At 64.4% G+C, this 25,861-nt stretch carries 23 protein-coding genes and 1 riboswitch; of the genes, 12 read left to right on the top strand and 11 right to left on the bottom strand.

The features are described 5' to 3' along the window. Positions 1-746: 746 nt before the first annotated feature. From SS05631_RS17270 to SS05631_RS17250, 5 genes are all read left to right on the top strand, one after another. Positions 747-3,770, top strand: coding sequence for a helicase-related protein (locus SS05631_RS17270; RefSeq protein ID WP_172900192.1), 3,024 nt, complete (start codon positions 747-749; stop codon positions 3,768-3,770). A gap of 7 nt (positions 3,771-3,777) precedes the next feature. Then, entirely contained in the window at positions 3,778-4,188 is a 411-nt protein-coding gene (locus tag SS05631_RS17265; protein ID WP_037418128.1) for an RNA-binding S4 domain-containing protein, read from the top strand. Positions 4,189-4,604: 416 nt separating this feature from the next. Beyond that, on the top strand, positions 4,605-4,943 hold the full coding sequence (gene fdxA, locus SS05631_RS17260; protein ID WP_037390327.1) for a ferredoxin FdxA: 339 nt from the start codon (positions 4,605-4,607) through the stop codon (positions 4,941-4,943). 404 nt (positions 4,944-5,347) lie between these two features. After that, positions 5,348-5,914 (top strand): CarD family transcriptional regulator, encoded by a 567-nt coding sequence (locus SS05631_RS17255; protein WP_018235988.1) that lies wholly within the window; start codon positions 5,348-5,350, stop codon positions 5,912-5,914. 481 nt (positions 5,915-6,395) lie between these two features. Beyond that, entirely contained in the window at positions 6,396-7,262 is an 867-nt protein-coding gene (locus SS05631_RS17250) for an RNA polymerase factor sigma-32 (protein WP_037418126.1), read from the top strand. Positions 7,263-7,278: 16 nt separating this feature from the next. On the opposite strand, the gene ampC is transcribed toward SS05631_RS17250, so the two are convergent. The 5 genes from ampC to thiB all read right to left on the bottom strand — a co-directional run bounded on the left by ampC (position 7,279) and on the right by thiB (position 13,801). After that, entirely contained in the window at positions 7,279-8,463 is a 1,185-nt protein-coding gene (ampC, locus tag SS05631_RS17245; RefSeq protein ID WP_037418123.1) for a class C beta-lactamase, read from the bottom strand. 143 nt (positions 8,464-8,606) lie between these two features. After that, positions 8,607-10,118 (bottom strand): M48 family metalloprotease, encoded by a 1,512-nt coding sequence (locus tag SS05631_RS17240; RefSeq protein ID WP_037418120.1) that lies wholly within the window; start codon positions 10,116-10,118, stop codon positions 8,607-8,609. A 305-nt stretch (positions 10,119-10,423) separates the two neighbouring features. Then, entirely contained in the window at positions 10,424-11,146 is a 723-nt protein-coding gene (locus SS05631_RS17235; protein ID WP_037418117.1) for an ATP-binding cassette domain-containing protein, read from the bottom strand. Continuing rightward, on the bottom strand, positions 11,143-12,741 hold the full coding sequence (gene thiP / locus SS05631_RS17230; protein ID WP_037418213.1) for a thiamine/thiamine pyrophosphate ABC transporter permease ThiP: 1,599 nt from the start codon (positions 12,739-12,741) through the stop codon (positions 11,143-11,145). Before thiP ends, SS05631_RS17235 begins: the two co-directional genes overlap by 4 nt. Positions 12,742-12,772: 31 nt before the next feature. After that, a complete protein-coding gene (thiB, locus tag SS05631_RS17225; RefSeq protein ID WP_037418114.1) occupies positions 12,773-13,801 on the bottom strand; it encodes a thiamine ABC transporter substrate binding subunit in 1,029 nt (342 codons plus the stop codon). 48 nt (positions 13,802-13,849) lie between these two features. Next, a riboswitch (TPP riboswitch) is annotated at positions 13,850-13,965 on the bottom strand. A 155-nt stretch (positions 13,966-14,120) separates the two neighbouring features. Between thiB and SS05631_RS17220 the strand changes: the two genes are divergently transcribed. The 4 genes from SS05631_RS17220 (at position 14,121) to SS05631_RS17205 (ending at position 17,995) form a co-directional block, all read left to right on the top strand. Continuing rightward, a complete protein-coding gene (locus SS05631_RS17220) occupies positions 14,121-14,600 on the top strand; it encodes a GNAT family N-acetyltransferase (protein ID WP_037418210.1) in 480 nt (159 codons plus the stop codon). Between the two features lie 85 nt (positions 14,601-14,685). Beyond that, entirely contained in the window at positions 14,686-15,336 is a 651-nt protein-coding gene (locus tag SS05631_RS17215; protein WP_037418112.1) for a thiamine diphosphokinase, read from the top strand. 4 nt (positions 15,337-15,340) lie between these two features. Further along, positions 15,341-17,167, top strand: a complete 1,827-nt coding sequence (locus SS05631_RS17210) for an ABC-F family ATP-binding cassette domain-containing protein (RefSeq protein ID WP_037418108.1) — start codon at positions 15,341-15,343, stop codon at positions 17,165-17,167. Between the two features lie 81 nt (positions 17,168-17,248). Then, positions 17,249-17,995, top strand: coding sequence for a sulfite exporter TauE/SafE family protein (locus SS05631_RS17205; protein WP_037418105.1), 747 nt, complete (start codon positions 17,249-17,251; stop codon positions 17,993-17,995). On the opposite strand, the gene trmD is transcribed toward SS05631_RS17205, so the two are convergent. From trmD to SS05631_RS17175, 6 genes are all read right to left on the bottom strand, one after another. Next, on the bottom strand, positions 17,977-18,693 hold the full coding sequence (trmD, locus tag SS05631_RS17200) for a tRNA (guanosine(37)-N1)-methyltransferase TrmD (protein ID WP_037418103.1): 717 nt from the start codon (positions 18,691-18,693) through the stop codon (positions 17,977-17,979). The two genes, SS05631_RS17205 and trmD, sit on opposite strands and share 19 nt — an antisense overlap. A 10-nt stretch (positions 18,694-18,703) precedes the next feature. Beyond that, entirely contained in the window at positions 18,704-19,267 is a 564-nt protein-coding gene (gene rimM / locus SS05631_RS17195; protein ID WP_037418207.1) for a ribosome maturation factor RimM, read from the bottom strand. A gap of 134 nt (positions 19,268-19,401) precedes the next feature. After that, positions 19,402-19,776: a 30S ribosomal protein S16 gene (gene rpsP / locus SS05631_RS17190; protein WP_037418100.1), complete on the bottom strand. Its 375-nt coding sequence runs from the start codon at positions 19,774-19,776 to the stop codon at positions 19,402-19,404. 37 nt (positions 19,777-19,813) lie between these two features. Then, positions 19,814-20,149, bottom strand: coding sequence for a chorismate mutase (locus tag SS05631_RS17185; protein ID WP_037418097.1), 336 nt, complete (start codon positions 20,147-20,149; stop codon positions 19,814-19,816). A gap of 12 nt (positions 20,150-20,161) precedes the next feature. After that, positions 20,162-21,724: a signal recognition particle protein gene (ffh, locus tag SS05631_RS17180; protein ID WP_037418094.1), complete on the bottom strand. Its 1,563-nt coding sequence runs from the start codon at positions 21,722-21,724 to the stop codon at positions 20,162-20,164. Between the two features lie 276 nt (positions 21,725-22,000). Beyond that, positions 22,001-22,453 (bottom strand): MarR family transcriptional regulator, encoded by a 453-nt coding sequence (locus tag SS05631_RS17175; RefSeq protein ID WP_037418092.1) that lies wholly within the window; start codon positions 22,451-22,453, stop codon positions 22,001-22,003. A 126-nt stretch (positions 22,454-22,579) separates the two neighbouring features. Here SS05631_RS17175 and SS05631_RS17170 point away from each other — a divergent pair, with 126 nt between their 5' ends. From SS05631_RS17170 to mtaB, 3 genes are all read left to right on the top strand, one after another. Next, entirely contained in the window at positions 22,580-23,587 is a 1,008-nt protein-coding gene (locus tag SS05631_RS17170) for an MBL fold metallo-hydrolase (protein ID WP_037418090.1), read from the top strand. Between the two features lie 90 nt (positions 23,588-23,677). Further along, positions 23,678-24,580, top strand: a complete 903-nt coding sequence (gene dapF, locus SS05631_RS17165; protein WP_172900191.1) for a diaminopimelate epimerase — start codon at positions 23,678-23,680, stop codon at positions 24,578-24,580. Then, on the top strand, positions 24,577-25,851 hold the full coding sequence (gene mtaB / locus SS05631_RS17160; RefSeq protein ID WP_037418085.1) for a tRNA (N(6)-L-threonylcarbamoyladenosine(37)-C(2))-methylthiotransferase MtaB: 1,275 nt from the start codon (positions 24,577-24,579) through the stop codon (positions 25,849-25,851). Before dapF ends, mtaB begins: the two co-directional genes overlap by 4 nt. Positions 25,852-25,861: the final 10 nt, after the last annotated feature.

Below are 25,861 nucleotides of genomic sequence, written 5' to 3'. Positions count from 1 at the left end.
CCCCGACACACTATATCTGGTAGCGCACTAAGCAGACGTCGCGCCGTTGCCGCCCGGAAGGGAGAGTCGCACCGATTCATCCGGCTGTCCGAAATGGCGATTCCTATTCCGGGATTCGAGGCGGCAAAAATGCAATTTTGGTCAAAATTTTTCAGCTGTTCCAGAGTCTTGGATTCGGAATCCTTTGAACCGGTTGCGTCATCGGACGCCGGAAAGCGGGCGCTTGAGAAGCGTGAAGCGCGCGCCTCGTCAACAGATTCAGCATATGGTGCGATTCGGCTCGACGTGGTCTATATGTAGCCGTGAACATACAGAGAATCGGCGCGAGTCAGCGATTCGTCTCCGATTCGTTCCACCGCTGTTCCAAGTGGCGATATTCGCATGGAAACTGAGCCCCAAGATATGGCCGGCAACAGCCTGGATTGTTTTATTGCTCGCGCCCCCTTGCGCTCGCGCTCGTGCATGGGCATCTGTTGCCCGCCGGGGTGCTGGCGCCCCGCTCCTACTGCATGTACCTTAAATCGGAGCCGATTTAAGGATAAAAACATGCAGCAATCAGAAGTGCTGCAGCGACCTTTGTGCGTGTGGAAGACGTGCGGCGCTGTGGGGCATTTTGCAGTCAGGTGGACTCACCTGACGTTGCACAAATGCGGCAAAGACAAAAAGATAGATCGGGAGCGCGAACGCATGTGAGCGAATCCCGCTCTAGAGACTGCCCGGGATCGATGACCTTGTCCTTTCAATCCATGATCCTGAGCGGCCGCGGGGTTGCCGCGGTCCTCGGACCCACCAATACCGGCAAGACGCATTATGCCATCGAGCGCATGGTCGCGCATGACAGCGGCGTCATCGGGTTGCCTTTGCGATTGCTTGCTCGCGAGGTCTATACGCGCCTCGTCGAGAAGGTCGGGCACCACAATGTCGCGCTGATCACCGGCGAGGAAAAGATTGCGCCGCATCGCGCCCGCTATTCGGTCTGCACGGTGGAGGCGATGCCGCGCGAAACGACGGCTTCCTTCGTCGCGATCGACGAGGTGCAGCTCGCCGGCGACCTCGAGCGCGGTCACATCTTCACCGACAGGCTCCTGCATCTGCGCGGACGGGGAGAGACGCTCCTCCTCGGTGCCGCGACCATGCGGCCGATCCTCGAGCATCTTCTGCCCGGCATCACGGTGGTCGAACGGCCACGCATGTCGCAGCTTCTCTATGCCGGCTCGAAGAAGATCACCCGGCTGCCGCATCGCTCGGCGATCGTCGCCTTTTCGGCCGACGAGGTCTATGCCATCGCCGAGCTCATCCGGCGGCAGCGCGGCGGCGCCGCGGTGGTGCTCGGCGCGCTCTCGCCGCGGACCCGCAATGCCCAGGTGGCGCTCTATCAGGAGGGCGACGTCGACTATCTGGTGGCGACCGACGCTATCGGCATGGGGCTCAATCTCGATGTCGACCACGTCGCCTTCGCCCAGGATCGCAAGTTCGACGGCTACCAATACCGCAACCTCAATCCGGCCGAGCTCGCCCAGGTTGCCGGCCGCGCCGGCCGACACATCCGCGACGGCACCTTCGGAGTGACGGGCCGCGTCGACCCCTTCGAGGACGAGCTCGTGCACCGGATCGAATCGCACGAATTCGATCCGGTCCGGGTGCTGCAATGGCGCTCCAAGGCCGTCGACTATTCCTCGCTGAAGGCGCTGAAGCACAGCCTCGAGGCGGCACCGGCCGTATCCGGTCTGACGCGGGCCCTTCCGGCCGTCGACCAGCAGGCGCTCGAGCACCTGGCGCGCTATCCGGAAGTCGTCGACGTCGCCACGACCGCGGAACGGGTTGAGAAGCTGTGGGAAGCCTGTGCGCTTCCCGATTACCGCCGCATCACGCCGGCGCAGCACGCCGACCTGATCGCGAGCATCTATGCCGATCTCGTCCGCCATGGCGCTGTCAATGAGGACTTCATGGCCGAGCAGGTCCGCCGCGCCGACCATACGGATGGCGAGATTGACACACTTTCGGCGCGAATCGCGCAGATCAGGACCTGGACCTATGTGTCCAACCGGCCCGGGTGGCTTGCCGATCCGACACACTGGCAAGAAAAGACGCGGGAAATCGAAGATCGATTGTCCGACGCGTTACATGAAAGGTTGACGAAACGCTTCGTTGACCGCAGGACATCTGTGCTCATGAAGCGCCTGAGAGAGAATGCGATGCTGGAAGCAGAAATCAGTGTGAATGGTGATGTCTTCGTCGAAGGGCACCACGTGGGTCAGCTAACCGGTTTTCGGTTCACGCTCGTGGCCGGCAGCGAAGGAACGGATGCCAAGGCTGTCCAGGGTGCTGCCCAAAAGGCGCTGGCGCTGGAATTCGAGGCGCGCGCCGCCCGCCTGCATGCGGCCGGCAACAACGATCTGGCGCTCTCGTCGGACGGACTCGTGCGCTGGCTCGGCGATCCCGTGGCGCGGCTTGCGGCAAGCGACCACGTCATGCGGCCCCGCGTCATCCTGCTCGCCGACGAGCAGCTGCAGGCGAATGCCCGCGACCACGTCGTGGCGCGGATCGAGCGCTTCGTGAACCATCACATCAGCACGGTCCTGAAGCCGCTCGACGACATCTCGCGCGCCGAGGATCTCGAAGGCCTGGCGAAGGGTCTCGCCTTCCAGCTCGTCGAGAATCTCGGCGTCCTCTTCCGCCGCGACGTCGCCGAAGAGGTGAAGTCTCTCGACCAGGAGAGCCGGGCGTCGATCCGCAAATACGGCGTCCGCTTCGGCGCCTACCACATCTTCCTTCCGGCGCTCCTGAAGCCGGCGCCTGCGGAGCTGATCACGCTTCTCTGGGCGCTGAAGAACGACGGCCTCGACAAGCCGGGCTACGGCGAACTGATCCCCATGCTTGCCGCCGGCCGGACCTCGGTCGTCACCGACGCGTCCTTCGAGCGGACCTTCTACAAGCTTGCCGGCTTCCGCTATCTCGGCAAGCGCGCCGTTCGGATCGATATCCTGGAGCGTCTCGCCGACCTCATCCGCCCGCTCCTGCAATGGAAGCCGGGCGCAACGCCGCGGCCGGACGGCGCCTATGACGGCCGCCGTTTCACGACGACGACCTCGATGCTCTCGATCCTCGGCGCGACCCCCGACGACATGGAAGAGATCCTCAAGGGTCTCGGCTATCGCGCCGACAGCGTGACCGCCGAGGAAGCGGCGGCCTTTCTGGCAAAGCAGGACGGCACGCCGGCGGAGGCCGCGCCGACCGACGAGGCGGCCGGGGAGCATGTCGAAGCCGATGCGGACGCCGCGGCGGAACCTGCCGAGGAGGATGCGGCACCGGCGGAAGTGGATTCGGCAGAAGCCGCTCCGGCCGAGGCAGAAGCCGCCTCGACGGAGGCGACCAGCGACGAGTCTCCCGTGGCGGAGCAGCCGGAAGAGCCGGCCGAGCCGAAGCCGGTGCTTCTGTGGCGGCCGGGCACGCGTCAGGACAACCAGCGCAGCGGCCGCCATCAGGGAGACCAGCGCCGCGGCGGCCAGCGCCACGGTGAGCGTCACGGTCAGGGCGAGGCAAGGGAAGGCGGCCGCAAGGGCGGTGCACCGGCGCGCGGCAAGGCTCAGGACGGCAAGCCGGGCGGCCAGCGCAAGGAGCGCCAGGACCGTCACGAGCGACATGAGCGTCACGACCGGTCGGACCGGTCTGGCAAGTTCGACAGCCGCCCGCCGCGCAAGGAGAAGCCGATCGATCCGGATTCGCCCTTCGCGAAGCTCGCCGCGCTCAAGGAGCAACTGAAAAAGTAGGCGGACCATGGAGAAACAGCCAGCCTCATCGCCTGCCGCGCGCCAGCGGCTCGACAAGTGGCTGTTCTTCGCCCGGCTGATCAAATCGCGCTCGCTCGCCCAGAAGGCGATCGAGGCCGGCCATGTGGCCGTCAACGGCGTTCGGACGACGCAGCCGTCGGCGCAGATCAAGGCCGGCGACAGGCTGGAGCTTTCGCTCGAACGGCGCGACCTCGTCGTGCGGGTCCTGCTGCCAGGTAACCGGCGAGGTCCCTATGAGGAGGCGCGGCTGCTTTACGAGGACCTGACGCCGCCCGCACCCGCCGAGCGTCGCACAGCCTTTGAACAGGCAACCCGCGATCGCGGCGCAGGACGGCCGACGAAACAGGAGCGGCGCGAGACGGACCGGCTGAGGCCCGATTTCGGCGACGACGACTAGCGTCCTCCATCGTGGTTTGGGCGGCGGTCGTGGTACGGGAGATGCCGTCGCGGCTGTCCTCTGAGGGGCCGTCCAGCAACTTTGGATGCTTCGATCCGATAGTCCGGCGATGCTGGAAAACTCTGCCCTTTTCGCGGCAAAAGGCGAGTGGATTATTCTTGCAAAGGCCGCTTAAAGCCTTTACGTCACAAGCCATGTTGCAGCACCCCGCGCCGTTCGGGCGCGCAAGGGTCGCTGTGTGAAATTTGAAATGCTGCATGGTCTTATCCTTGAACCGGTGCCGATTTAAGGAACCCTGCAGGAGGTGGCACTTGCGGTTTGCTTCGGGCAGCTATGCGCGCCGGACATTCCTAGCATGCGCGGACGATCGAGCATTGCCGACTGCCATCTGATGAGAGCATTGGCTGGAGTACCTCATGACGTATGTCGTGACCGACAATTGCATTCGCTGCAAGTACACGGACTGCGTGGAAGTCTGCCCGGTGGACTGCTTCTACGAGGGCGAGAACTTTCTCGTCATCCATCCGGACGAGTGCATCGATTGCGGCGTGTGCGAACCGGAATGTCCCGCAAATGCGATCAAGCCGGATACCGAGCCAGGCCTCGACATGTGGTTGAAATTGAACGCCGATTTTGCGACGCAGTGGCCGAACATCACGGTCAAGCGCGACCCTCTGCCGGAAGCGAAGGAGATGGACGGCGTCGAAGGGAAGTACGAGCAGTATTTCTCCGAGAAGCCCGGCCAGGGCGACTGAGGCCCGGCCGCTCGGTTCGCCGCGGCTGACGGAGCGCTAAACGCGCGAGGCCGCAAATCTGGGGAAATCCCATCGGTGCCTCGCAGGTGCGAGCATGGCGGCTTGATCGTTGCCATGCAGCAAATTATTGATTTCCGCTCTTTTTTATGATAGGTTCCAGACACTGATCCACAGAGGGTGCTTTTGCGCGCCCGAAAACCAGCACGAAAGCAAATCGATTTCCACGGCGCGGCACTTTCAAAATAGGCAACGTTCCGTTGCTCGTGACTGCGACGCAAGAAGCCGTTTGCATTTCGTTGGACGGACCAGGATTGACCCCACCCGGCGGTATCCCCGTCTATCCGGGCCTCACGACCCGGCCCGGCCGATCGAGGCCGGTGCGCACTAGGGAGTGTTTGAAACGAATGACGACCCAGCAGAAAAAATCTTCAACGCGCCAAGGCTTCAAGACCGGTGAATCGATCGTTTATCCGGCTCATGGCGTTGGTCAGATCGTGGCGATTGAGGAGCAGGAAGTCGCCGGCATGAAGCTCGAGCTTTTTGTCATCGATTTCGAAAAGGACAAGATGCGTCTCAAGGTGCCGGTGGCTAAGGCCGTCAGCATCGGGATGCGCAAACTGTCCGAAACCGATTTCGTCGACCGCGCATTGAAGGTTGTGCAGGGCAAGGCACGCGTGAAGCGGACCATGTGGTCGCGTCGCGCGCAGGAATACGATGCCAAGATCAATTCCGGCGATCTCATTTCCATCGCGGAAGTGGTGCGCGATCTTTATCGTGCGGAAAACCAGCCGGAACAGTCCTATTCCGAGCGCCAGCTCTACGAAGCCGCTCTCGACCGCATGGCGCGCGAAATCGCTGCCGTGAACAAGATGTCGGAAACGGAAGCCGTGCGCCTCGTCGAAGCCAATCTGAACAAGGGGCCGAAGCGCGGCAAGGCCATCGAGGAAGACGAGCAGGACGAAGCCGCCTGACCGGCAGCGAAACGCTTCGCCAGCATTCAGCAATTGGATCTAGGCCCGGCATCAGCGCCGGGCCTTTTTTCTTGCCTCAGTGCCTTTCGCGCGCCGCACAATGCTACTGCATGTCTCCTTATATCGACCTCCATTTAAGGACCAAGACATGCAGCAGTTCAAAGTGCTCAGTGACCTTTGCGCGATTAGACGCGCGGCGCTGCAGGTGCATGGCTCGCGACCTGCAATCTAAAATCGTTACCGCGACAGGGAACTTTTCGACCCGGCGCACGTTTCTCGTTCACGGGATAGGCGCGCGCCTGCGTTCCCGCGCGATCGTGGTTCTGTGAGTGCTCACCGTTTCAGGTCGTATTCCTCGATGTAGGGCACTGCTTCAATTCGTCAAGCAGGGCCGGCCGCCCTTCAACCGACCGCCGCGACAGGCGTTCGGCTCTTCTAGGATCAACAGTGTTGGCGTTCGGCGCCAGCCAGGGAGCAATCGATGAAGACCCTTACAGCAGACAGGCGTTTGATCAAGATTGCAATGGATGCCCCTTATCTCGAGCGAGACGAGGAGCATGCGCTGGCGGAGGCCTGGCGGAACGACCACGACCAGGAAGCCCGAAACAAGATCGCCATGTCGCATATGCGGCTGGTGATCGCCATGGCCGCCAAGTTCCGTAGCTTCGGCCTGCCGATGGGCGATCTCGTCCAGGAGGGGCATATCGGCCTTTTGGAGGCGGCGGCGCGGTTCGAGCCGAGCCGCGAGGTGCGTTTCTCGACCTACGCCACCTGGTGGATTCGCGCATCCATGCAGGACTTCGTGCTGCGCAACTGGTCGATCGTCAGGGGCGGCACCAGCTCGGCGCAAAAGGCGCTGTTCTTCAACTTGCGCCGGCTCAGGGCCCGCCTCGCCCAGGGCGACCGCCAGCTTACATCGCAGGCTATGCACGAGGAAATCGCTGCCGCCCTCGGCGTCAGCCTCGCCGACGTGCAGACCATGGATGCCCGTCTCTCCGGAAGCGACGCCTCCCTGCAGGCGCCGGTCGGCCACGGCGACGCCGATGGCGGTGCGCGGCTCGATTTCCTGCCGAGCGATGCGCCGCTCCCCGACGAGCAGGTGAGCGACATGATCGACGGCGAGCGGGCGCGCCGCTGGCTGCAGCTCGCGCTGACGCAGCTGACCGAGCGCGAGATGAAGATCATCCGGGCACGCCGTCTTTCCGAGGACGGCGCAACCCTCGAGGAGCTCGGTCTGGCGCTGGGCATATCGAAGGAGCGTGTGCGGCAGATCGAAACCCGGGCGCTGGAGAAGCTGCGGACGGCGTTGGCGGCAAAGGCCCCGGCACTGACTGCCGCCATGCACTGATCGCGCGCTGAAGCCGTTATTGGGCGCTCGTTCCTGCGTCCTCAAGTGCCGTCAGAATTCGATAGGCGGCCTTCACCCGTGCCGGAATGGGATAGCCCCTGTTGGCAAGAATGACGACGCCAATCCGCTGCGTGGGCACAAAGGCGGCATAGGCGCCGAATCCGCCCGTCGAACCCGTCTTGTTGATCAGCACGTCCTCCCGTGGCGCCCGCGGCGGATCGTGCCTTGTGACCTTGTTGGGTTTCAAGCTCACCTCGGGCGAGTTTCCTGCCAGCAGCGCCTCAAGCTCGACCGGGTAGGGATACATCTCCCACCCAAGCCCTTGCGTCATGTCACCGACACTGAAGTAACCGGTGTGCGTCGCGGCGATCGCCCCCCGGAGCGTCTCGTCGACTGCTGCGCCGCCCATATTGGCCTCGACAAAGCGGATCAGATCGCCGGCCGTCGTCTTGACGCCATAGGCTTCCGAATCGAGCACGCCGGGAATCACCCGGACCGGCTTGCCGGCTTTCGAATAGCCACGGGCATAGTCGTCCATGCGATCTTCCGGCACGCTGATATGGGTCTCGGTAAGACCGAGTGACGGGAAGAGCGTCTTTTCCATGAGATCGTCGAAAGGCTTTCCCATGCCTCTGACGGCAAGGTAGCCGAACAGGCCGATGCTGGGATTCGAATAGAGCCTGTGGGTGCCGGGGGCGTAGTCCGGCCGCCAGGCTTTGAAATAGGCGACCATCTCGTTCTCATCGGTGACCGACGCCGGAAACTGCAAAGGCAGGCCGCCCGCCGAATAGGTGGCGAGATCGAGAAGACTGATTTCCTCGAAGCGGCTTCCGGCGAGTGTCGGCAGGTATTTGCTGGCGCTGCCGGAGAGAGACAGGTCTCCACGCGCCTCGCCGTAGGCGGCGAGCGTTGCCGTAAAGGTCTTGCTGATCGAGCCGATCTCGAAAAGCGTCCGATCGCCGACCTTCCGTCCGGTTTCCTTCGAAGCGACGCCGTAGTTGAAGACGTATCGTCTCCCCTCGACCGTCACTGCGACAGCCATTCCGGGAATGTCGTATTCCTTCATCACCGGGCCGACCGCCTCGTCAACGACGCGCCCGATGTTTTCCCGGTCGTCGCCGGCAATTGCCTGGGTGCATGCGCCGCTGAAAAGAGAAACGGCCGCAACGACTGCAAGCGTCTGAAAGTGCCTGTTTTTCATGCTGATTCATCCCCGTCCAAGACCGTCAGTGGCTTACTTACTGCCTTGAATCGTAGCCGAATTAAGGAAGAAGGCGGCAATTCAAAGTTGTTACACTTTGAGGGTGCGTTGCCGAAGAATGAGGAGAGAGCGGCGGCCATCACCTATTCGGCGATGATCTTCACCTTGTCGCCCGGCTTTACGGTGGATGTGACCTGCATGGCGTTGATGAGCCGGAAAAGGTCGAGCTTCCTGTCCGTTCCCATCATCCGCGCCGCCAATGTGGCGCTCGTGTCGCCCGGCCGCACCGTCACCACCCTGATGCGCAGCGGCTTCAGGGATTGGACTTCGGCCGTAGACATGCGGCGGAAGGAGCTGCGCAACTGGCTCGCGGTCGCTTCAAGCGCGGTCGATCCCTTCGGAACCGCGGTCAGGAAGCGATAGATGCGGTCGCCGAGCCGGATGACGGTGACGTCGAAATCCCAGCGATCGGCGGAGGCACGCGCCGTCGCAGCCTCAAGGCCGCTGACGGAAACGGGACGAATGGTGTCGGGCTGCAGGCCGGTCACCCAGCCGCTGGCAATGTAGTCGGTCAAGTTGCGGCGGGCGTTGTCGGAAATGCCGTCGAAGCGGATGGCGACCTCGCCCGGACCCGTCGCCAGCACGGCTTCGGCCTTGTTGTCGATCTGGAAACCCTGGGGCACGTCGAAGCGTATGCCGAGTTGGCCGTGCAGGAAGGTCTGGCCGCGGACATAGCCTTCCTCCGGGCTGTCGCCATAGAGCAGCCCGTCAATGCCGGCGAGATAGTAATCCCGGCCGCGGTCGCCGCTCGTTCCTTCTGGGCCGAAGGCGCGCGCATGCCGGCGCGCCAGTTCGACGCGCTGCGGCGCGTTCGGGTGGCTCGACAGGAAGTCGAGGCTCTGGTCCGCTTCGGGATCGACCGCGGTGAAGCGGCTATAGGCAGCCATCGAATCGAGGAAGCGCGCGGCGGCGTAGGGATCGTAGCCGGCTTCGCCGAGCATCCTAACACCGATCACGTCGGCCTGCAGTTCCTGGTTGCGCGAGAAAGCCGCAAGCCGCAGCTTGCCGCGGGCGAGCGCCTGCTTGCCGGCAAGATTGGAGGACAGCACTTCGGAGACGACGCGGCTGGCGATCACCTCCGCCTCTTCGCGCTGCTGGCGCTGGATGCCGTGATTGGCGGTGACGTGCGCCATTTCGTGCGAAAGCACGGCGGCGACTTCCGAGGCGTCGTCGGCAAGCGCCAGCAAGCCGCGCGTGACGTAGAGATAGCCGCCCGGCAGCGCAAAGGCGTTGATTGCCGGGGAATTGAGGATGGTGATGCGGTAGGACTGCTGCGGGTTTTCCGAAACCGCCGTCAGCGCGCCGGTGATGCGGGCGACGAGCCGTTCGGTCTTGGCGTCCTTGTACTCGCCGCCGTAGCTCGCGACGATGCGCGGATGCTCGCGCGCGCCGAGCTGGGCGCGCGGATCGTTCTTCTGCACCTCCTCGACAATCTGCGGATTGGAGGAGGGCGAGACGGCGGGCTCGTAAGTCTGCTCGATGATCGACTGGCAGGCGGAAAGAAGGCTGAATGAAGACAGCGCAACCAAGGCGCGCAAAACCATGCCGGCATGCCGCGTCGGAAACCAGTCTCTTGTGACTGTCTGCCTTGCCATTCCTCAGCCCGTTCCATCCGCCGATGGCGCCTCTCGCCCTCGACGAAAAATCCTACTTTTTCAGCCGCATAACGCCGCCGGCGCCGGGTTTCTCAGCCATAACTCTGCTGTATCGATTTAACCGGCGCCTGCCTAGCTGATCCCAGTAGAAATAGTTGCCCCGTGGTATCACAGCAACGGATGCGCGAGTAACCTGCGCATCCGACCGGACGTTCCGCGCGTCGCATAGCGGGGCGGTCAAATTGTGGCGAAACGCGCATTGTCCAAAGATACTGCCGTAGTGCCCCGACCAATGGCTCATTCCTTCACCGGATCTCGTCATTGCCAAGAAAGCGGTTGATCGCTGCCAGGTCCCGCCTTGCCAGAAACCGATTGAGGGGGTCGTGAGCGACGATACGCCCGTCGTCGAGGAAAAGCACGCTGTCGGCGAGGCTCTTCACGTCATCGGGATGATGCGTGATCATCAGGATGGTGTTGGCTTCCTCGCGGTGAAGGTCGCTCAGAAGTTCGCGCATCTCGGCGCGCATTCCCGGGTCGAGCGCGGCGAAGGGTTCGTCGAGCAGCAGCAGCGGCCGATGCCGCACCAGCGCGCGGGCGAGCGCCACCCGCTGCCGCTCGCCGCCGGAAAGCGTCGGCGGCAGCCTTCTGCCGAAGCCGGCGAGCCCGACCCGCGCCAGCGCATCCTCGATCCTGTCGTGATCGGGCGGGCCGAGCCTCAGCGAGGGGCTGATTCCAAGGCCGACATTGGTCGCGACGTCGAGATGGGCGAAGAGATTGTTATCCTGGAAGATGACGGACACGGGCCGTTCTGCCGGAATGCGGCCGGCCATGTCGTCGCCGAGGATCCGTACATTGCCAGATTCCGGTGTTTCGAAGCCGGCGATGACACTGAAAAGCGTCGATTTTCCGGAGCCGGAGGGGCCGACGACGGCGGCGAACTGCCCGGCCGGAACCGCGCAGTCGAAGGCCAGGGCTGACGTTTCAAAGCGGACCCTCACGTCATTGAGGGACAAGGCAAGCGAACTCATGCGGCTCGTCCTTCCGCCGCCTTCTCTCCCGCCGTGCCGAGCACGGTCAGAGCGAGGCAGATGAGCCCCAGCATCAAGGCAATGCCGGCGGCGTCGGCGGTACGGTAGCTGCCCATCCGGCTATAGAGCAGCCAAGGTAGGGTCGCGAGATCCTGCGAACCGAAGAGGGCAACGGCGCCGAGATCGCCGAGCGACAGCGCGAGCCCGAAGGAGAGCGCCATCAGGAGCGGCTTGCGTAGCGCCGGCCAATCGATCCATCGCAGGCGATGGAAGCCGCGGATGCCGAGGCTGGCGGCAAGGCGCTCCGTTCGCGCGGCATGGGTCGCCATGGCCGGGGCCAGGACCCGGTGGACGAAGGGAAGCGCCATCAGCGCATTGATCGCGATCACGACGAAGGGAGCGAAACGCGCAACATCGCCGAAGGGGCGCAGGAGGAGGAACCAGCCGGCGCCGAGCACGACGGGCGGCGCGAGCAGGATGAAGGAAGTGCTGGCACCGATCGTGCCGGCAAACAGACGGGCGGGCATACCGCGGCGGCGCCTTCCGAGGAGCAGCCGTTGCGCCCGGATCATCAGACCGGCCATCGCGACCGAAATGGCGGCGGAGGGAAGGGCGATGGCGGCGCTGGTGATTAGCGCCCGACGGAATGCCGGCTCGCTGACGAGGCGGGCGAGATCGGCCTGCAATCCCGACGCTGCGATGGCGATGAAGGGCAAGCCGACGAAGAGGAGGGCGAGCGCCAGCCAGATGCCGTCGGCAAGGCGCGAAAGGCCACTCAGGCCGTCGAACCGCCGGGCTGCCCGCCCGCTCGTCTGGCCTTCTTCGGGGGGCGGAGCGAGAAATCTTAGGGCGATCAGCAGCGCGCCCGTCAGCGCGACCTGAAGGCCGGAAAGGGCGATCGCCCGGGGCGGGTCGAAATCGAAGCGCAGCGCCTGGTAGATCGCCACCTCGATCGTGCTCTGGGCCGGGCCGCCGCCGAGCGTCAGCACCAGCGTGAAGCTGGTGGCGCAGAGCATGAAGACGAGGCCGGCAATGCCCGGCAGCAATCCCCGGATCGCCGGCCATTCGATGAAGCGGAAGATCGCTAACGACCCCATGCCGAGATTGGCGGAGCTGCGCCAATATTCGCCGGGAATGCGCTCGAGTCCGGCAATCATCAGCCGGGCGGCAAGCGGCATGTTGAAGAAGACATGGGCAAGCAGGATGCCGAACAGGCCATAGACGCTGATCGGCTGCTGGCCCGTTGCCGAGAGAACGTGGTTCAGAATGCCCTGCCGGCCCCAGACCTCGATCAGGCCGAGCGCCGCGACGAGCGCCGGCAGGCCGAGCGGCAGGGCCATCAGCCGCAGCATCCAGATCCGGCAGGGGAAGGACGCCTGCCGTGCCAATGCGCGTGCCACGGGAATGGCGAAGAGGATCGACAGGGCCGTCGAGAGGCCCGCCTGCAGCAGCGTGAAGCGCGTGACGCGCCAGATATAGGCGTCGAACAGGCCGTCGGCGTTGCTCTCGCCCGTCTGCGTGATGAGGGCCATTCCCGCCATGCCGACAAAAAGCAGGATGCCGCCGAGGCAGAAAGCCGCGGCGGCGATCGTCATCCTGCTCTCGGTGCTGTCGAACAAGCCGGCCTCAGTTCTCGCTCATCGCCGCCAGCCATTCGTCGATCCAGGCCTTGCGGTTGGCCGCGACCTCCTCCGAGGGCAGCAGCAAGGTCTTTTCGGGATTGACGAGTTTGCCAAAGGCTTCCGGCAGCGGCTCCTTGGTGGTGCCGACCGGCATCATCCAGTTGGTGGTCGGAATGATCGACTGGAATTCCGGACCGGTCATGAAGGCCAGGAACTGGCGGGCGAGTTCCGGTTCCTTGGCGTTCTTCGTCGCGCCGGCCACTTCGATCTGGATGTAGTGACCCTCGGCGAAGGCTGCTGCCTGATAGCGATCCGTGTTTTCCGCCACCATGTGATAGGCGGGGGAGGTTGTGTAGGAAAGCACCATCGGTGCCTCGCCCTTGGTGAACAGGCCATAGGCTTCCGACCAGCCGGGGGTCACCGTCAGCACGCGATCCTTGAGCTTGGCCCAAGCCTCGCCGGCCTTGTCGCCATAGACCGATTTCACCCAGAGCAGCAGGCCGAGGCCGGGCGTCGAGGTGCGCGGGTCTTCGATGACGATCTTTTGCGCAGGATCGCCCTCGACCAGCTCCTTGAGGCTCTTCGGCGGGCTCTTCAGGGTCGCGGTGTCGTAGACCACGGCGAAGTGGCCGAAGTCATAGGGCACGAAGGTATCGTCGGAAAAATCGCCGGGAACCTTGAGGCCTTTTGTGTCGAGGCCGTGCGGGGCGAAATAGCCGGTGGCCTTGGCCTCGGCGATGAGGTTGGTATCGAGGCCGAGAATGATGTCGGCCTTCGAACCCTCGCCTTCCAGCTTCAACCGCGTCAGGAGCTCGACGCCGTCGGCAACGCCGACATAATTCACCTTGCAGTCGCAGGTCTTGCCGAAGGTTTCGGCGACCTTGGCGCCAGGACCCCATTCGGTGATGAAGCTCTCATAGGTGTAGATCGTCAGCGTCTTTTCGGCAGCTGCGGCGCTCGCGGAAAATGCTGCGATGGCCACGGTGGCGATAGCCAGCCGGCCAAGGATCTTGCGATGGAGTGAACTGGACATCTGGGCACTTCTCCCTGTTGTTGATGTTGCACGGGAAAAGCGCGTATCGGTCCGATCGCTTCTAATCCCTCCGCCGGTACGAGCCGGATCAGGTTCCGCGGGTTGGCTCGAAGCCTCTCAGCCATTGAATCCGCGAGCGGTTCCAGGCACCCCGTTAGAGCAACCAAGATTTAGCTTCGGGCGGCAGCCAAGGCAAGCGGAGTTTCGGCCGGAGCATTGGCCCTTGGCGCTGCCTGCGCTATTAAGAGGCCTGAAGCCTGCAAGGCTTTGAAATTCAAACAACGGCGGCGGCGTTTTGTTCGCCAAGCGAGGCCATTTCATGCCGGATATGCTCGTTCGCCTCTATGCTTTGCCCGAGGATCGCGCGTCCCGGCTCGGCCCCGACGTTGCCATTCGGCGCGCCCTGGCGCCCGAGCGCAGGATCGTCGTCTCCTGGATCGAGGAGCGCTTCGGCACCCTTTGGGCGGGCGAGGCGGAAGCGGCCTTCTCCTCGACGCCGACGCGGATCCATCTCGCGCTCTGCAAGGGCGAGCTTGCCGGCTTTGCCTGCCATGACGTGACGGCGCTCGGCTTCTTCGGTCCGACGGGCGTCGACAAAACATTGCGCGGCCGCGGCATCGGCGAGGCTTTGCTCTTCGAGAGCCTCTCCGCCATGCGCGCCGCCGGCTATGCCTATGCGATCATCGGCGGCGTCGGCCCGGCCGAATTTTACGCGCGCGCCGTCGGCGCGGTGGAGATTCCCGATTCGACGCCCGGCCTCTATGCCGACATGCTGTTGCCAGAGGAAAGCGGAAGTTGATCCAAGCAGTCCTGTTTGGCCAAACGGCCTGAAGAGGCGTTCTACCCTTTTCCTTCGCTGCCGCTTTGCGCTATGGGCTTCTGCCATGACCCGATCGACCTTCACCATTCTTCTCGGCGGCGCGCTCAGCTTGACGGAGCGGCTGACGGCGCAGCTTTCCGGCAGCCGGTTCATCGCGGCGGACGGCGGCATGCGCCACGCGAAGACCCTCGGCATCGTCCCGGATCTCTGGGTCGGCGATTTCGATTCGACCGACGAAACGCTGCTGGCGGCATTCGCCCAAGTCCCGCGGGAAAACTATCCCGCCGCCAAGAACGCCACCGATGGCGAGATCGCGGTCGAGGCCGCGCTTGCGCGCGGTGCGACCACGCTGATCTTCGCCGGCGCACTCGGCGGCACACGCAGCGACCATGCCTTCCTGCATCTCTTGCAACTCGCGGCGCTTGCGGAAGAGGGCCACGATGCGTTCATGACCTCGGGCGAGGAGGAGGCCTATCCGCTGATGCCGGGCACCCGTGAGATCGACCTGCCGAAGGGCAGCCTATTTTCGGTCCTCGGATTCACCGAGCTTTCCGGACTGTCGATCGAAAACGTCCGCTATCCGCTCGACGGCTTCGCGCTTTCCTTCGGATCGTCCCGGACCATTTCCAACGTCGCGGAAGGTCCGGTCCGCTTCTTCCTGAAATCCGGCCGGGCCGTGGTCCTCGCCCGCCCCTACGATCTTTCCGGAGCCTGACGCCTTGGCGCCCCCCATCCTCAAGCTTGACGACATCTTCCTGACCTTCGGCGGCACGCCGCTTCTCGCCGGCGCCAATCTGCAGGTCGAGTCCGGCGACCGCATCTGCCTCGTCGGCCGAAACGGATCCGGCAAGTCGACGCTGATGAAGATCGCCGCCGGCCTCGCCGAGGCGCAGTCCGGAGAGGTTTTCCGGCACCCGTCGGTGACAATCCGCTATCTGCACCAGGCGCCGGATTTCGACCGCTTCGATTCGGTGCAGGCCTATGCGGAGGCGGGGCTGGGACCCGGCGACGATCACTACCGCGTCACTTACCTGTTGCAGCATCTGGGGCTGACCGGCGAGGAAGACCCGAAGCGCCTCTCCGGCGGCGAGGCGCGGCGCGCCGCGCTTGCCCGTGTGCTCGCGCCGGAGCCCGATATCCTGCTTCTCGACGAGCCGACCAACCATCTCGACCTGCCGACGATCGAGTGGCTCGAAGACGAGCTCAGCCGCAGCCGCTCGGCACTCGTCTTGATCTCGCACGACCGGCGCTTTCTCGAAAAAGTCTCGACCGCCACCGTCTGGCTCGATCGCGGCCAGTCGCGCCGGCTCGACCGCGGCTTCGCCCATTTCGAAGCCTGGCGCGACGAGGTACTGGAGGCGGAGGAGCTCGAACAGCACAAGCTCGGCAAGGCGATCGAGCGCGAGGAGCACTGGCTGCGCTACGGCGTCACGGCGCGGCGCAAGCGCAACATGCGCCGCCTCGGCGAGCTGCAGGACATGCGGGCGCGCCACCGCGGCCACAAGGGGCCGCAGGGGACGATCCAGGCGACCGTCGCCGATGCCAGGGAATCCGGCAAGCTGGTCATCGAGGCGGACAAGATCACCAAGGCCTATGGCGAGCGCACGATCGTCGCGCCCTTTTCGATCCGCGTCCATCGCGGCGACCGCATCGGCCTGGTCGGCCCGAACGGCGCCGGCAAGACGACGCTGCTGAAGCTCCTGACCGGACAGATCGAGCCGGATTCCGGCACGGTAAAGCTCGGCACCAATCTGGAGATGGCGACGCTCGACCAGAAGCGCGAGGATCTGAACCTCGACGAGACGCTGGCGCATTACCTGACCGACGGACGCGGCGAGACGCTGCTCGTCAACGGCGAGCAGCGCCACGTCACCGGCTACATGAAGGAATTCCTCTTCCAGCCGGAACAGGCGCGCACGCCGATCAGCGAACTTTCCGGCGGCGAGAGGGCGCGGCTGATCCTCGCCCGCATCCTGGCGCGCGCCACCAACCTGCTGATCCTCGACGAGCCGACCAACGATCTCGACATCGAGACGCTCGACCTGCTGCAGGAAATCGTCGCCGGCTTCGCCGGAACGGTGATCCTCGTCAGCCACGACCGCGATTTCCTCGACCGCACCGTGACCTCGACCATCGCGCCGGCCAATCCGGAGGCGCCGGACGGCCGCTGGATCGAATATGCCGGCGGCTATTCCGACATGATGGCGCAGCGCCGTGGCGCGATCGAGGAGCGGCGCCGGGCCGAAAAGGCCGAGAAGACCAAGCCGAGCGAAACGGCAGCCGAAGCGGTCGAACCGCAGAAGGCCAAGGGCAAGCTCTCCTACAAGCAGAAATTCGCGCTGGAGAACCTGCCGAAGGAGATCGCCAGCACCGAGGCCGAAATCGCCAAACGCGAAGAGAAGATGCACGATCCGGCGCTCTTTTCCCGCGATCCGGAAGGCTTCGCCAAGCTCGCCGCCGAGCTCGAAAAGCTGAAGGAGAAGCTGGCGCGCATGGAGGAGGAATGGCTGCAGCTCGAAATGCTGCGTGAGGAACTGGAGGGCTGAGGTCAGACCGCGATCCGTGAGCGGACTTGCGGCCGATTGTTCCAGCCGCTATCCCGGGTCGCGGGCTTTACGAGGACGGCCATGACGATATTCCAGGCGCTGTTGCTTTTTGTTGCGGGCTTCCTGTCCGGTGCCGTCAATGCGATTGCCGGCGGCGGCACGTTTCTGACCTTCGGCGCGATGACGCTTAGCGGCCTGCCGCCGATCGTCGCCAATGCCACCTCCTCGATCGTGCAGTTTCCGGGCTACGTCACCTCGGCGCTCGCCTATGCCAAGGAGATCCGCGCCGACCGCAGGAATGCCGTTCTCCTCGGGGTGATATCGGCGGTCGGGGGGCTCGCGGGCGCGCTTCTCCTGCTGTCGCTCTCCAACCCGTCGTTCCGCGCGATGGTGCCCTGGCTGCTGATCGCCGCGACGGCGATCTTTGCGGCGGGCCCTCTCCTGAAGCCGAGGGCCCGCAGCGACGAGCACCGGATCGGGCCGTTCGGTGTGGCGAGCCAGATGGCGACATCCGTCTATGGCGGCTTCTTCGGGGCCGGCATGGGCATCATGATGCTTGCGGTGCTCGGGCTTGCGACCGGCGGCAGCTATCACCGGCTGAATGCGCTGAAGAATTTCATCTCGATCGTCATTGCGCTGATCGCCATCCTGGTGTTCGCCGCAGGCGGCGTCGTTTCCTGGCTCCATGCGGTGATCATGGTGCCGGGTGCCGCCCTCGGCGGCTATTCCGGCGTCTGGGCCGCCCGGCGCGTTCCGCAGGCGGTCATCCGCGCCATCGTCGTCGCCGTCGGCCTGCTGCTCGCCGCTTATTATTTCTTCACGGGCTGAGGCGGATCACTCTCGAAGGCACGCGCCAGCAGATCGGGGCGGCGTTCCGCCGTCAGCCGCCGCGCCTCGGCCGCGCGCCATTTGGCGACGGCGCCGTGATTTCCTGATGTCAGCACCGCCGGAATCTCGTGGCCTTCGAAGACCTGCGGCCGGGTATATTGCGGGTGCTCGAGCAGCCCGCCCTCGAAGCTTTCGTGCACGCCGGAGAGTTCATTGCCCATCACCCCGGGCAGGACGCGCACGACCGCATCGAGCAGCACCAGCGCCGCCGGCTCGCCGCCGGACAGGATATAGTCGCCGATCGACACTTCTTCGAGATAGCGCGTGTCGATGACCCGCTGGTCGACGCCCTCGAAGCGGCCGCAGACGATGACGGCGCCGGGACCGGCGGCAAGCTCGCGAACGCGCGCCTGCGTCAACGGTCGGCCGCGCGGGCTCATCAGCAGGCGCGGCCGGTCGTCATCCGCCGCGACGTGGTCGATGGCGCGGGCAAGAACATCCGGCTTCAACACCATGCCGGCGCCGCCCCCGGCCGGCGTGTCGTCGACGGTGCGGTGCTTGTTCTCGGCGAAATCGCGGATCTGCACCGCCTCGATCGACCATTGGCCGCGCTCCAGCGCCTTGCCGGCGAGCGACACGCCGAGATGCCCCGGAAACATCTCCGGATACAGCGTCAGGACCGTGGCGCGAAAGGACATCGCCGGCGGCTCACTTGCGCTTCGTCGGGAATTGCTTGTCGAGGCTCTCGTCCTTGTCATCGACGAGCCCGGCGGCGACCGGATCGACCAGCAGCTTGCCGGCCTCGAGATCGATCTCCAGCACCGACCATTCGGTGAACGGGATCAGCACCGGCCGGCGGCCGGGTCCCTTGAGCTCCAGCAGGTCCCCGGCGCCGAAGTCGAAGACGCCGGTCACCGAGCCGTAGCTCTTGCCAGTGCCGTCGATCGCTTCCAGGCCTTCGAGATCGGCATAGAAAAACTCATCCTCGTCGAGGTCGTCGTCGGGGAGGTTGTCGCGTTCGATGAAGAGTTCGAGGCCGTTCAACGCTTCCGCCGCGGTTCGGTCGTTGATGCCGCGGAAGCGGACGATGACCACGTTCTTCGCTTCACGGATTTCCAGCACCTCGAAGACGTGGCCGTCCTCGCTGTGCAGATTGCCGTAGTCGCCGAGCGCCGTCGGATCTTCCGTAAAGGACTTTACCCGCACTTCGCCGCGCAGGCCTTGCGCCGCGCCGATCGTCGCCATCAGGACAGGGTTCTCGAGCTTGGTCATTTTCGGCATCCAGGCAGGAGGGGTTCTTGCCACCGCTCCAATTCTTTGCCCGCTCCAATTGTTCGAACGTGCACATAAAGCAAAACGGGCGGCATGAAAATGCCGCCCGTCTGCTAACACCGTCCTGACGGTTATTATTCCGCGGCTGTTTCCGCAGCGGCAGCGGCGGCATCCTCGGCCTTCTGCTTGGCTTCGGCGGCACGCTCCTGTGCCTTCTTGCCCGGCAGTGCCTTGGTCGGGTTGTTGCGGGCCGGGCGCTTGGCAAGGCCTGCCTGGTCGAGGAAGCGCAGGACGCGGTCGGTCGGCTGGGCGCCCTGGGCGATCCAGTGGCTGACGCGCTCGGCGTTCAGCTCGACGCGCTTTTCGTCGTCCTTGCCGAGCATCGGGTTCCAGGAGCCGATTTTTTCGAGGAAGCGGCCGTCACGCGGGCTGCGCGCGTCGGCAACGACGATCTGGTAATAGGGGCGCTTCTTGGAACCGCCGCGGGCGAGACGAATTTTCAGTGCCATTTCAGTTACTCCTTGCAGGCTTTCTTGACCGCTTCGTTCAAGCGGAACGGGTGGTGCCGGCGCTGCCCGCGGGCTGCGAGCGATCGGCGGCGATGGCTTCATGATGCCGGATGACTTCCTTGATGATGAAGTTCAGGAACTTCTCGGCGAAATCCGGGTCCAGATTGGCGTCCTTGGCCAAATGGCGAAGGCGTTCGATCTGGTATTCCTCGCGCGCCGGGTCGGCCGGCGGCAGCTTGTGCTTGGCTTTGAGAACGCCGACCGCCTTGGTGCAGCGGAACCGTTCGGCCAGCATGTGGACGAGCGCGGCATCGATATTGTCGATCGACTGCCGGTAGCCCGCCAATTCCTCTTTGATCTCGGGATCAAGCATTCGTCGCGATCCTCACTTCTTCTTAGGTAAACCGGGAAGGCCGGGGAATCCGCCGAGACCGGGCAGCTTGCCGCCACCCAGGCCCGGCAAACCGCCACCGAGGCTCGGCATTCCGGCACCCGACTTGCCGAGGCCGGCGGCCTCCGCCTGCTTCTGCAGCGCTTCCAGCTGTTTCGGATCCATCTTCGAAAGATCCGGCATGCCGCCGCCCAAGCCGCCAAGGCCCATCTTGTTGGCAAGGCCGCCCATCATCTGCTTCATCATGCCGCCTTTGCCCTTGCCGCCCATCATCTTCATCATGTCCGCCATCTGGCGGTGCATCTTCAGAAGCTTGTTGATGTCGGCGGCGTCGGTTCCCGAGCCGCTGGCGATGCGCTTCTTGCGCGAATGCTTGAGCAGATCCGGATTGGCGCGCTCGGCCTTGGTCATCGAGGAGATGATGGCGAGCTGACGCTTGAAGAGACTGTCGTCGAGGCCGGCAGCGGCCATCTTGTCCTTCATGCCGGCCATGCCCGGCATCAATCCCATGATGCCGCCCATGCCGCCCATCTTCTGCATCTGGCGCAGCTGGTCGGCGAGGTCGTTGAGGTCGAATTTGCCCTTGGCCATCTTGGCGGCCATGGCGGCCGCCTTTTCGGCGTCGATGTTTTCTGCCGCCTTCTCGACCAGCGAGATGATGTCGCCCATACCGAGAATGCGGTCGGCAACGCGGCGCGGGTGGAACTCCTCGAGCTCGTCCATCTTCTCGCCGACGCCGATCAGCTTGATCGGCTTGCCGGTGACCGCACGCATCGACAGCGCCGCACCGCCGCGGCCGTCGCCGTCCATGCGGGTCAGCACCAGGCCGGTGATGCCAACGCGATCGTCGAAGTTGCGGGCGAGGTTGACGGCGTCCTGGCCGGTCAGCGCATCGGCGACGAGCAGGATCTCATGCGGATTGGACTTCCGCTTGATCTCCGCCATCTCGATCATCAGCGGCTCGTCGATATGGGTGCGGCCGGCGGTGTCGAGGATGACGATGTCGTGGCCGCCGAGCTTCGCCGCCTGAACGGCGCGGGCGGCGATATCGGTCGGCGACTGGCCGGCGATGATCGGCAGCGTGTCGACGCCGGTCTGCACGCCGAGCTGGCGCAACTGCTCCTGGGCGGCCGGACGACGGGTGTCGAGCGAGGCCATCAGGACCTTCTTCTTGTCGCGCGCCGTCAGCCGCTTGGCGATCTTGCCGGTGGTCGTCGTCTTGCCGGAGCCCTGCAGGCCGACCATCATGACGACGACCGGGGCCGGCGCATTGAGGTCGATCGTCACGCCCTCGGAGCCGAGCATGGCAACAAGCTCGTCATGGACGATCTTGACGACCATCTGGCCGGGCTTGATCGATTTCAGGATTTCGGCGCCGACCGCCTTCTCGCGAACCTTCTCGGTGAAGGACCGCACGACATCGAGCGCGACGTCGGCTTCGAGTAGCGCACGGCGAACCTCCCGAAGCGCCGCGGAAACGTCCGCTTCCGACAGGGCGCCGCGGCCGGTCAGTCCATTCAATATGGAACCAAGACGGTCCTGGAGGCTCTCGAACATTCTCTCTTCCTTCTGGTTTCCGGTTCGCTTCAGGATCGCCGAAAACTTGGGTACCCTCGCGCGGAAAACAAGGCGCAAAGCCAAAAACCACCCGAGGGCGCAACGCGCTGTCGGGTGTTGACCTCCGGGCTCTCTTTATACCTTTGCGGGGCCCGGTCGGCGGCTTCGAAGTCATCACTTGCGAAGGAATTTGCCGCGATAAACAGCAAAGCGACCGAAAAGTCAAGTTACGGGAGAACCTTGCGCGAAGAGGAAGAGCGGCTCAAGTTCCCTCACTCACCGTCGGGCGAGCGCCTCGAAGGCGGCGTCGATCCGTGCCATGACTCTGAGCGCCACGACTACCTCGGTCTGATTGATATCGCCGAGGACCGCATGCAGCATTTCGAGTTCGCGCCGATGGACGGCGTTGAAGAGATCCCTGCCGGCCGGGCTCGGCGCGCAGAAATAGGCCCGCCGGTGTTCCGGATTGGGCCTTTTCTCGATCAACCTTTTGCCGATCAGGCCGGCGGCGACGCGCTGCACGAACTGCCGCTTCATCGACAGCCGCCTGGCTGCCTCCGGCACGGTCAGCGGCTCCTCGCAGAGGAGTTCCAGCACGGAGCGCTCGGCAACACTGATTCCCGCACCCTCGAGCATGTTCTCGACTGTTCTGCTGACGTTGAGATCCACGGGCCGGACAAGCTTGATCGCCTTGTAGAGCCGTTCCAGTCTGTCGAATCGGGCGAGCATGATGGTATGGTAGCAATCGAGTTGCCATTCACAAGAAATTATTAACGGATTTGGCGTTCACACTGTGATCGAGCGCCGGAGCGCCTATCTTTTCGGCATCGATGTAATCGACAGCTTGGGACGGCAATGGGCACAGGCGGCAACCGCTACTACAGGGGACCCGTTTCGGATCATTTCGACGGCATTCGTTTCTACAATCCCGGCGGAATGGCGCCGCGCGGCTTCGCCGACCTGTTGCGCTGGCAGCTGCGCGGCAAGCGCGTGCGCTGGCCGAAACACTACGACAGCCCCTTCATCGAAGTCCGGCCTGAGCTCAATGTCGACGGCGACCGGCTGCGGGTGACCATGATCGGGCACGCGACGCTCCTGATCCAGGTGGCCGGCCTGAACATACTGACCGATCCGGTCTGGTCCCATCGTGCCAGCCCCTTCGCCTTTGCCGGGCCGCATCGCCATAACGCACCGGGCATTCGCATGGACGACCTGCCGCCGATCGACGTCGTGCTGGTCACCCACAATCACTACGACCATCTCGATGTAGAAACACTCGGCACGCTGCATGCCGAGCACGCGCCGCTGATCGCAACGCCGCTCGGCAACGACACGATCATCCGCCGCGCCGTTCCGGATGCGGAGCTCGCGGTTCTCGATTGGGGCGAGCGGATCGAGATCGACGACGGCGTCGTCGTCCATGCGGAACCCTGCCATCATTGGTCGGCCCGCGGCATGCGCGACAGGCGGATGGCGCTCTGGTCCGCCTTCGTCATCGAGACTCCGGTTGGCAAGATCTACCATGTCGGCGATACCGGCTTCCACGGCGGCATCAACTATCGCGCCGCCCGCGACAAGCACGGCTCCTTCCGCCTCGCCAACCTTCCCTTCGGCTGCTACGAGCCGCGCTGGTTCATGGAAAGCCACCACCAGAATCCGGAAGAAGCGGTCATGGGCATGATCGCCTGCGGCGCAGAGCACGTGGCGGGTCACCATTGGGGCACGTTCCGTTTGACGGATGAGGGCATCGAAGAGCCGTTGAGGGCCCTGGAGGCCGCGCTCGCCAGGGCCGGCGTCGAGCCACGCCGCTTCCGGCCGCTGCGGCCCGGCGAAGTCTTCGACGTTCCCGCCTCGACGGGATAATGCAGCACTGGTAATTTCAGGGCTTTTCCGCCATATACAGCCCGAATGAAGGGCGCCCGGGGTCGGGAGCCGAGTTTGGACAATCGCGACATGGCCGATCACGTGCAATTTGCCAGGATGAACGGGCTTGGAAACAAGATCCTGGTCGTCGACATGCGCGGCCGCAAGGATCGCGTGACGCCTGCGGCGGCGATCGCGCTCAATGCCGATCCGGCGACAGAGTTCGACCAAATCATGGCGATCCACGATCCGAGGGCCGCCGGCACGGACGCCTGGATCGACATCGTCAATTCCGACGGCTCGATGGCGCAGGCCTGCGGCAACGGCACCCGCTGCGTCGTCCAGGCGCTCTCCGCCGAGACAGGCAAGAAGGCGTTCCTGTTCCATACGGTCGCCGGCCTGCTCGAGGCCAAGGAGCATGACGGCGGCTTGATCTCGGTCGATATGGGAGCCCCGCGCTTCGGCTGGAGCGAGATCCCGCTCGCCGAGGAATTCCACGATACACGGCGGATCGAGCTGCAGATCGGGCCGATCGACGATCCGGTGCTGCATTCGCCCTCGGTCGCCTCGATGGGCAATCCGCATGCGATCTTCTGGGTGGAGAACGACGTCTGGAGCTACGAGCTCGAGCGCTTCGGGCCGCTGCTCGAAAATCACCCGATCTTTCCCGAACGCGCCAATATATCGATCGCCCGTGTCCGTTCACGTGAGGAGATGGACCTCAGGACGTGGGAGCGGGGCGCGGGGCTGACGCTCGCCTGCGGTTCCGCCGCCTGCGCCGCCGCGGTCAGCGGCGCCAGAACCGGCCGCACGGATCGGACCGTGACGGTGAACGTTCCGGGCGGGCCGCTTAAGATCGAATGGCGCGAGCGCGACGACCACGTGATCATGACGGGGCCGGCCGAATGGGAATGGTCGGGCAGGCTCGATCCCGCCACCGGTGCTTTTGAGCGTGATGCGGCGAGCGGCGCAAACGGAGCGCGAGCGCTTTGAGCGGCGTCGAGGTCATAACCTTTGGCTGCCGCCTCAACACTTATGAATCGGAAGTGATGCGGGCGGAGGCCGAGAAGGCGGGGCTGAACAACGCCATCCTCGTCAATACCTGCGCGGTCACGGCCGAGGCCGTGCGCCAGGCGCGCCAGGCGATCCGCCGCGCCCGGCGCGACAATCCGCATGCCCGCATCGTCGTCACCGGCTGCGCCGCCCAGACCGAGAAAGAAACCTTCGCCGAGATGGCCGAGGTCGATGCGGTTCTCGGCAACGAGGAGAAGCTCAAAAGCGCCTCCTATCGGGCGCTGCCGGATTTCGGCGTTTCGGCCGAGGAAAAGCTGCGCGTCAACGACATCATGAGCGTGCGCTCCACGGCGCCGCAGATGGTCAAGCACATCGACGGCCACGTGCGCGCCTTCATCCAGGTGCAGAACGGCTGCGATCACCGCTGCACCTTCTGCATCATCCCCTATGGCCGCGGCAATTCCCGCTCCGTGCCGATGGGCGCGGTCGTTGAACAGGCGCGCCGGCTCGTCGAAGGCGGCTATTGCGAGATCGTCTTGACCGGTGTCGACGCGACGAGCTACGGCGCCGATCTGCCCGGAACGCCGACGCTTGGGCTGCTCGCCAGGACGCTTTTGAAGCAGGTGCCGGAAATTCTCCGACTCAGGCTCTCGTCGATCGACAGCATCGAGGCGGACAGGCATCTCCTCGACCTCATCGCGGACGAGCCGCGCTTCATGCCGCATCTGCATCTGTCGCTGCAGCATGGCGACGATCTGATCCTGAAGCGCATGAAGCGACGCCATTCGAGCGACGATGCCCGCGCCTTCTGCGCCGAGGTTCGGCGTTTGCGGCCCGAGATCAGCTTCGGCGCCGACATGATCGCCGGTTTTCCGACAGAGACCGAAGAGATGTTTGAGAACGCCGCGCGGCTTGCCGAGGAGTGCCGCATCGCCCATCTCCACGTTTTCCCCTATAGCCCCCGTCCGGGCACCCCGGCGGCCCGCATGCCGCAGCTCGACCGGGCGCTCGTCAAAGAACGGGCCGCGCGGCTGCGCGTCAAAGGAGCAGAGCTCTACGCGGCCCATCTCGACCGCATGATCGGCAGCGACCAGACGATCCTCGTCGAGATGAACGGGCTGGCGCATACGGAGAATTTTACCCTCGTCGATGCGGCCGGCCTCGAGCCGCGCTCGCTCGCTACGGTCGCAATCACCGGCCACAACGGCAAGCATCTGACGATGCACAGAGAACAGATGGCTGCGGCCTGATATCCGGACA

Origin of the sequence: Sinorhizobium sp. CCBAU 05631, from assembly GCF_002288505.1 — a bacterium.
GTDB lineage: Bacteria > Pseudomonadota > Alphaproteobacteria > Rhizobiales > Rhizobiaceae > Sinorhizobium > Sinorhizobium fredii_C.
Note: the sequence above shows the minus strand (reverse complement) of the source record. Positions and strands in the feature narration are given on the sequence as shown.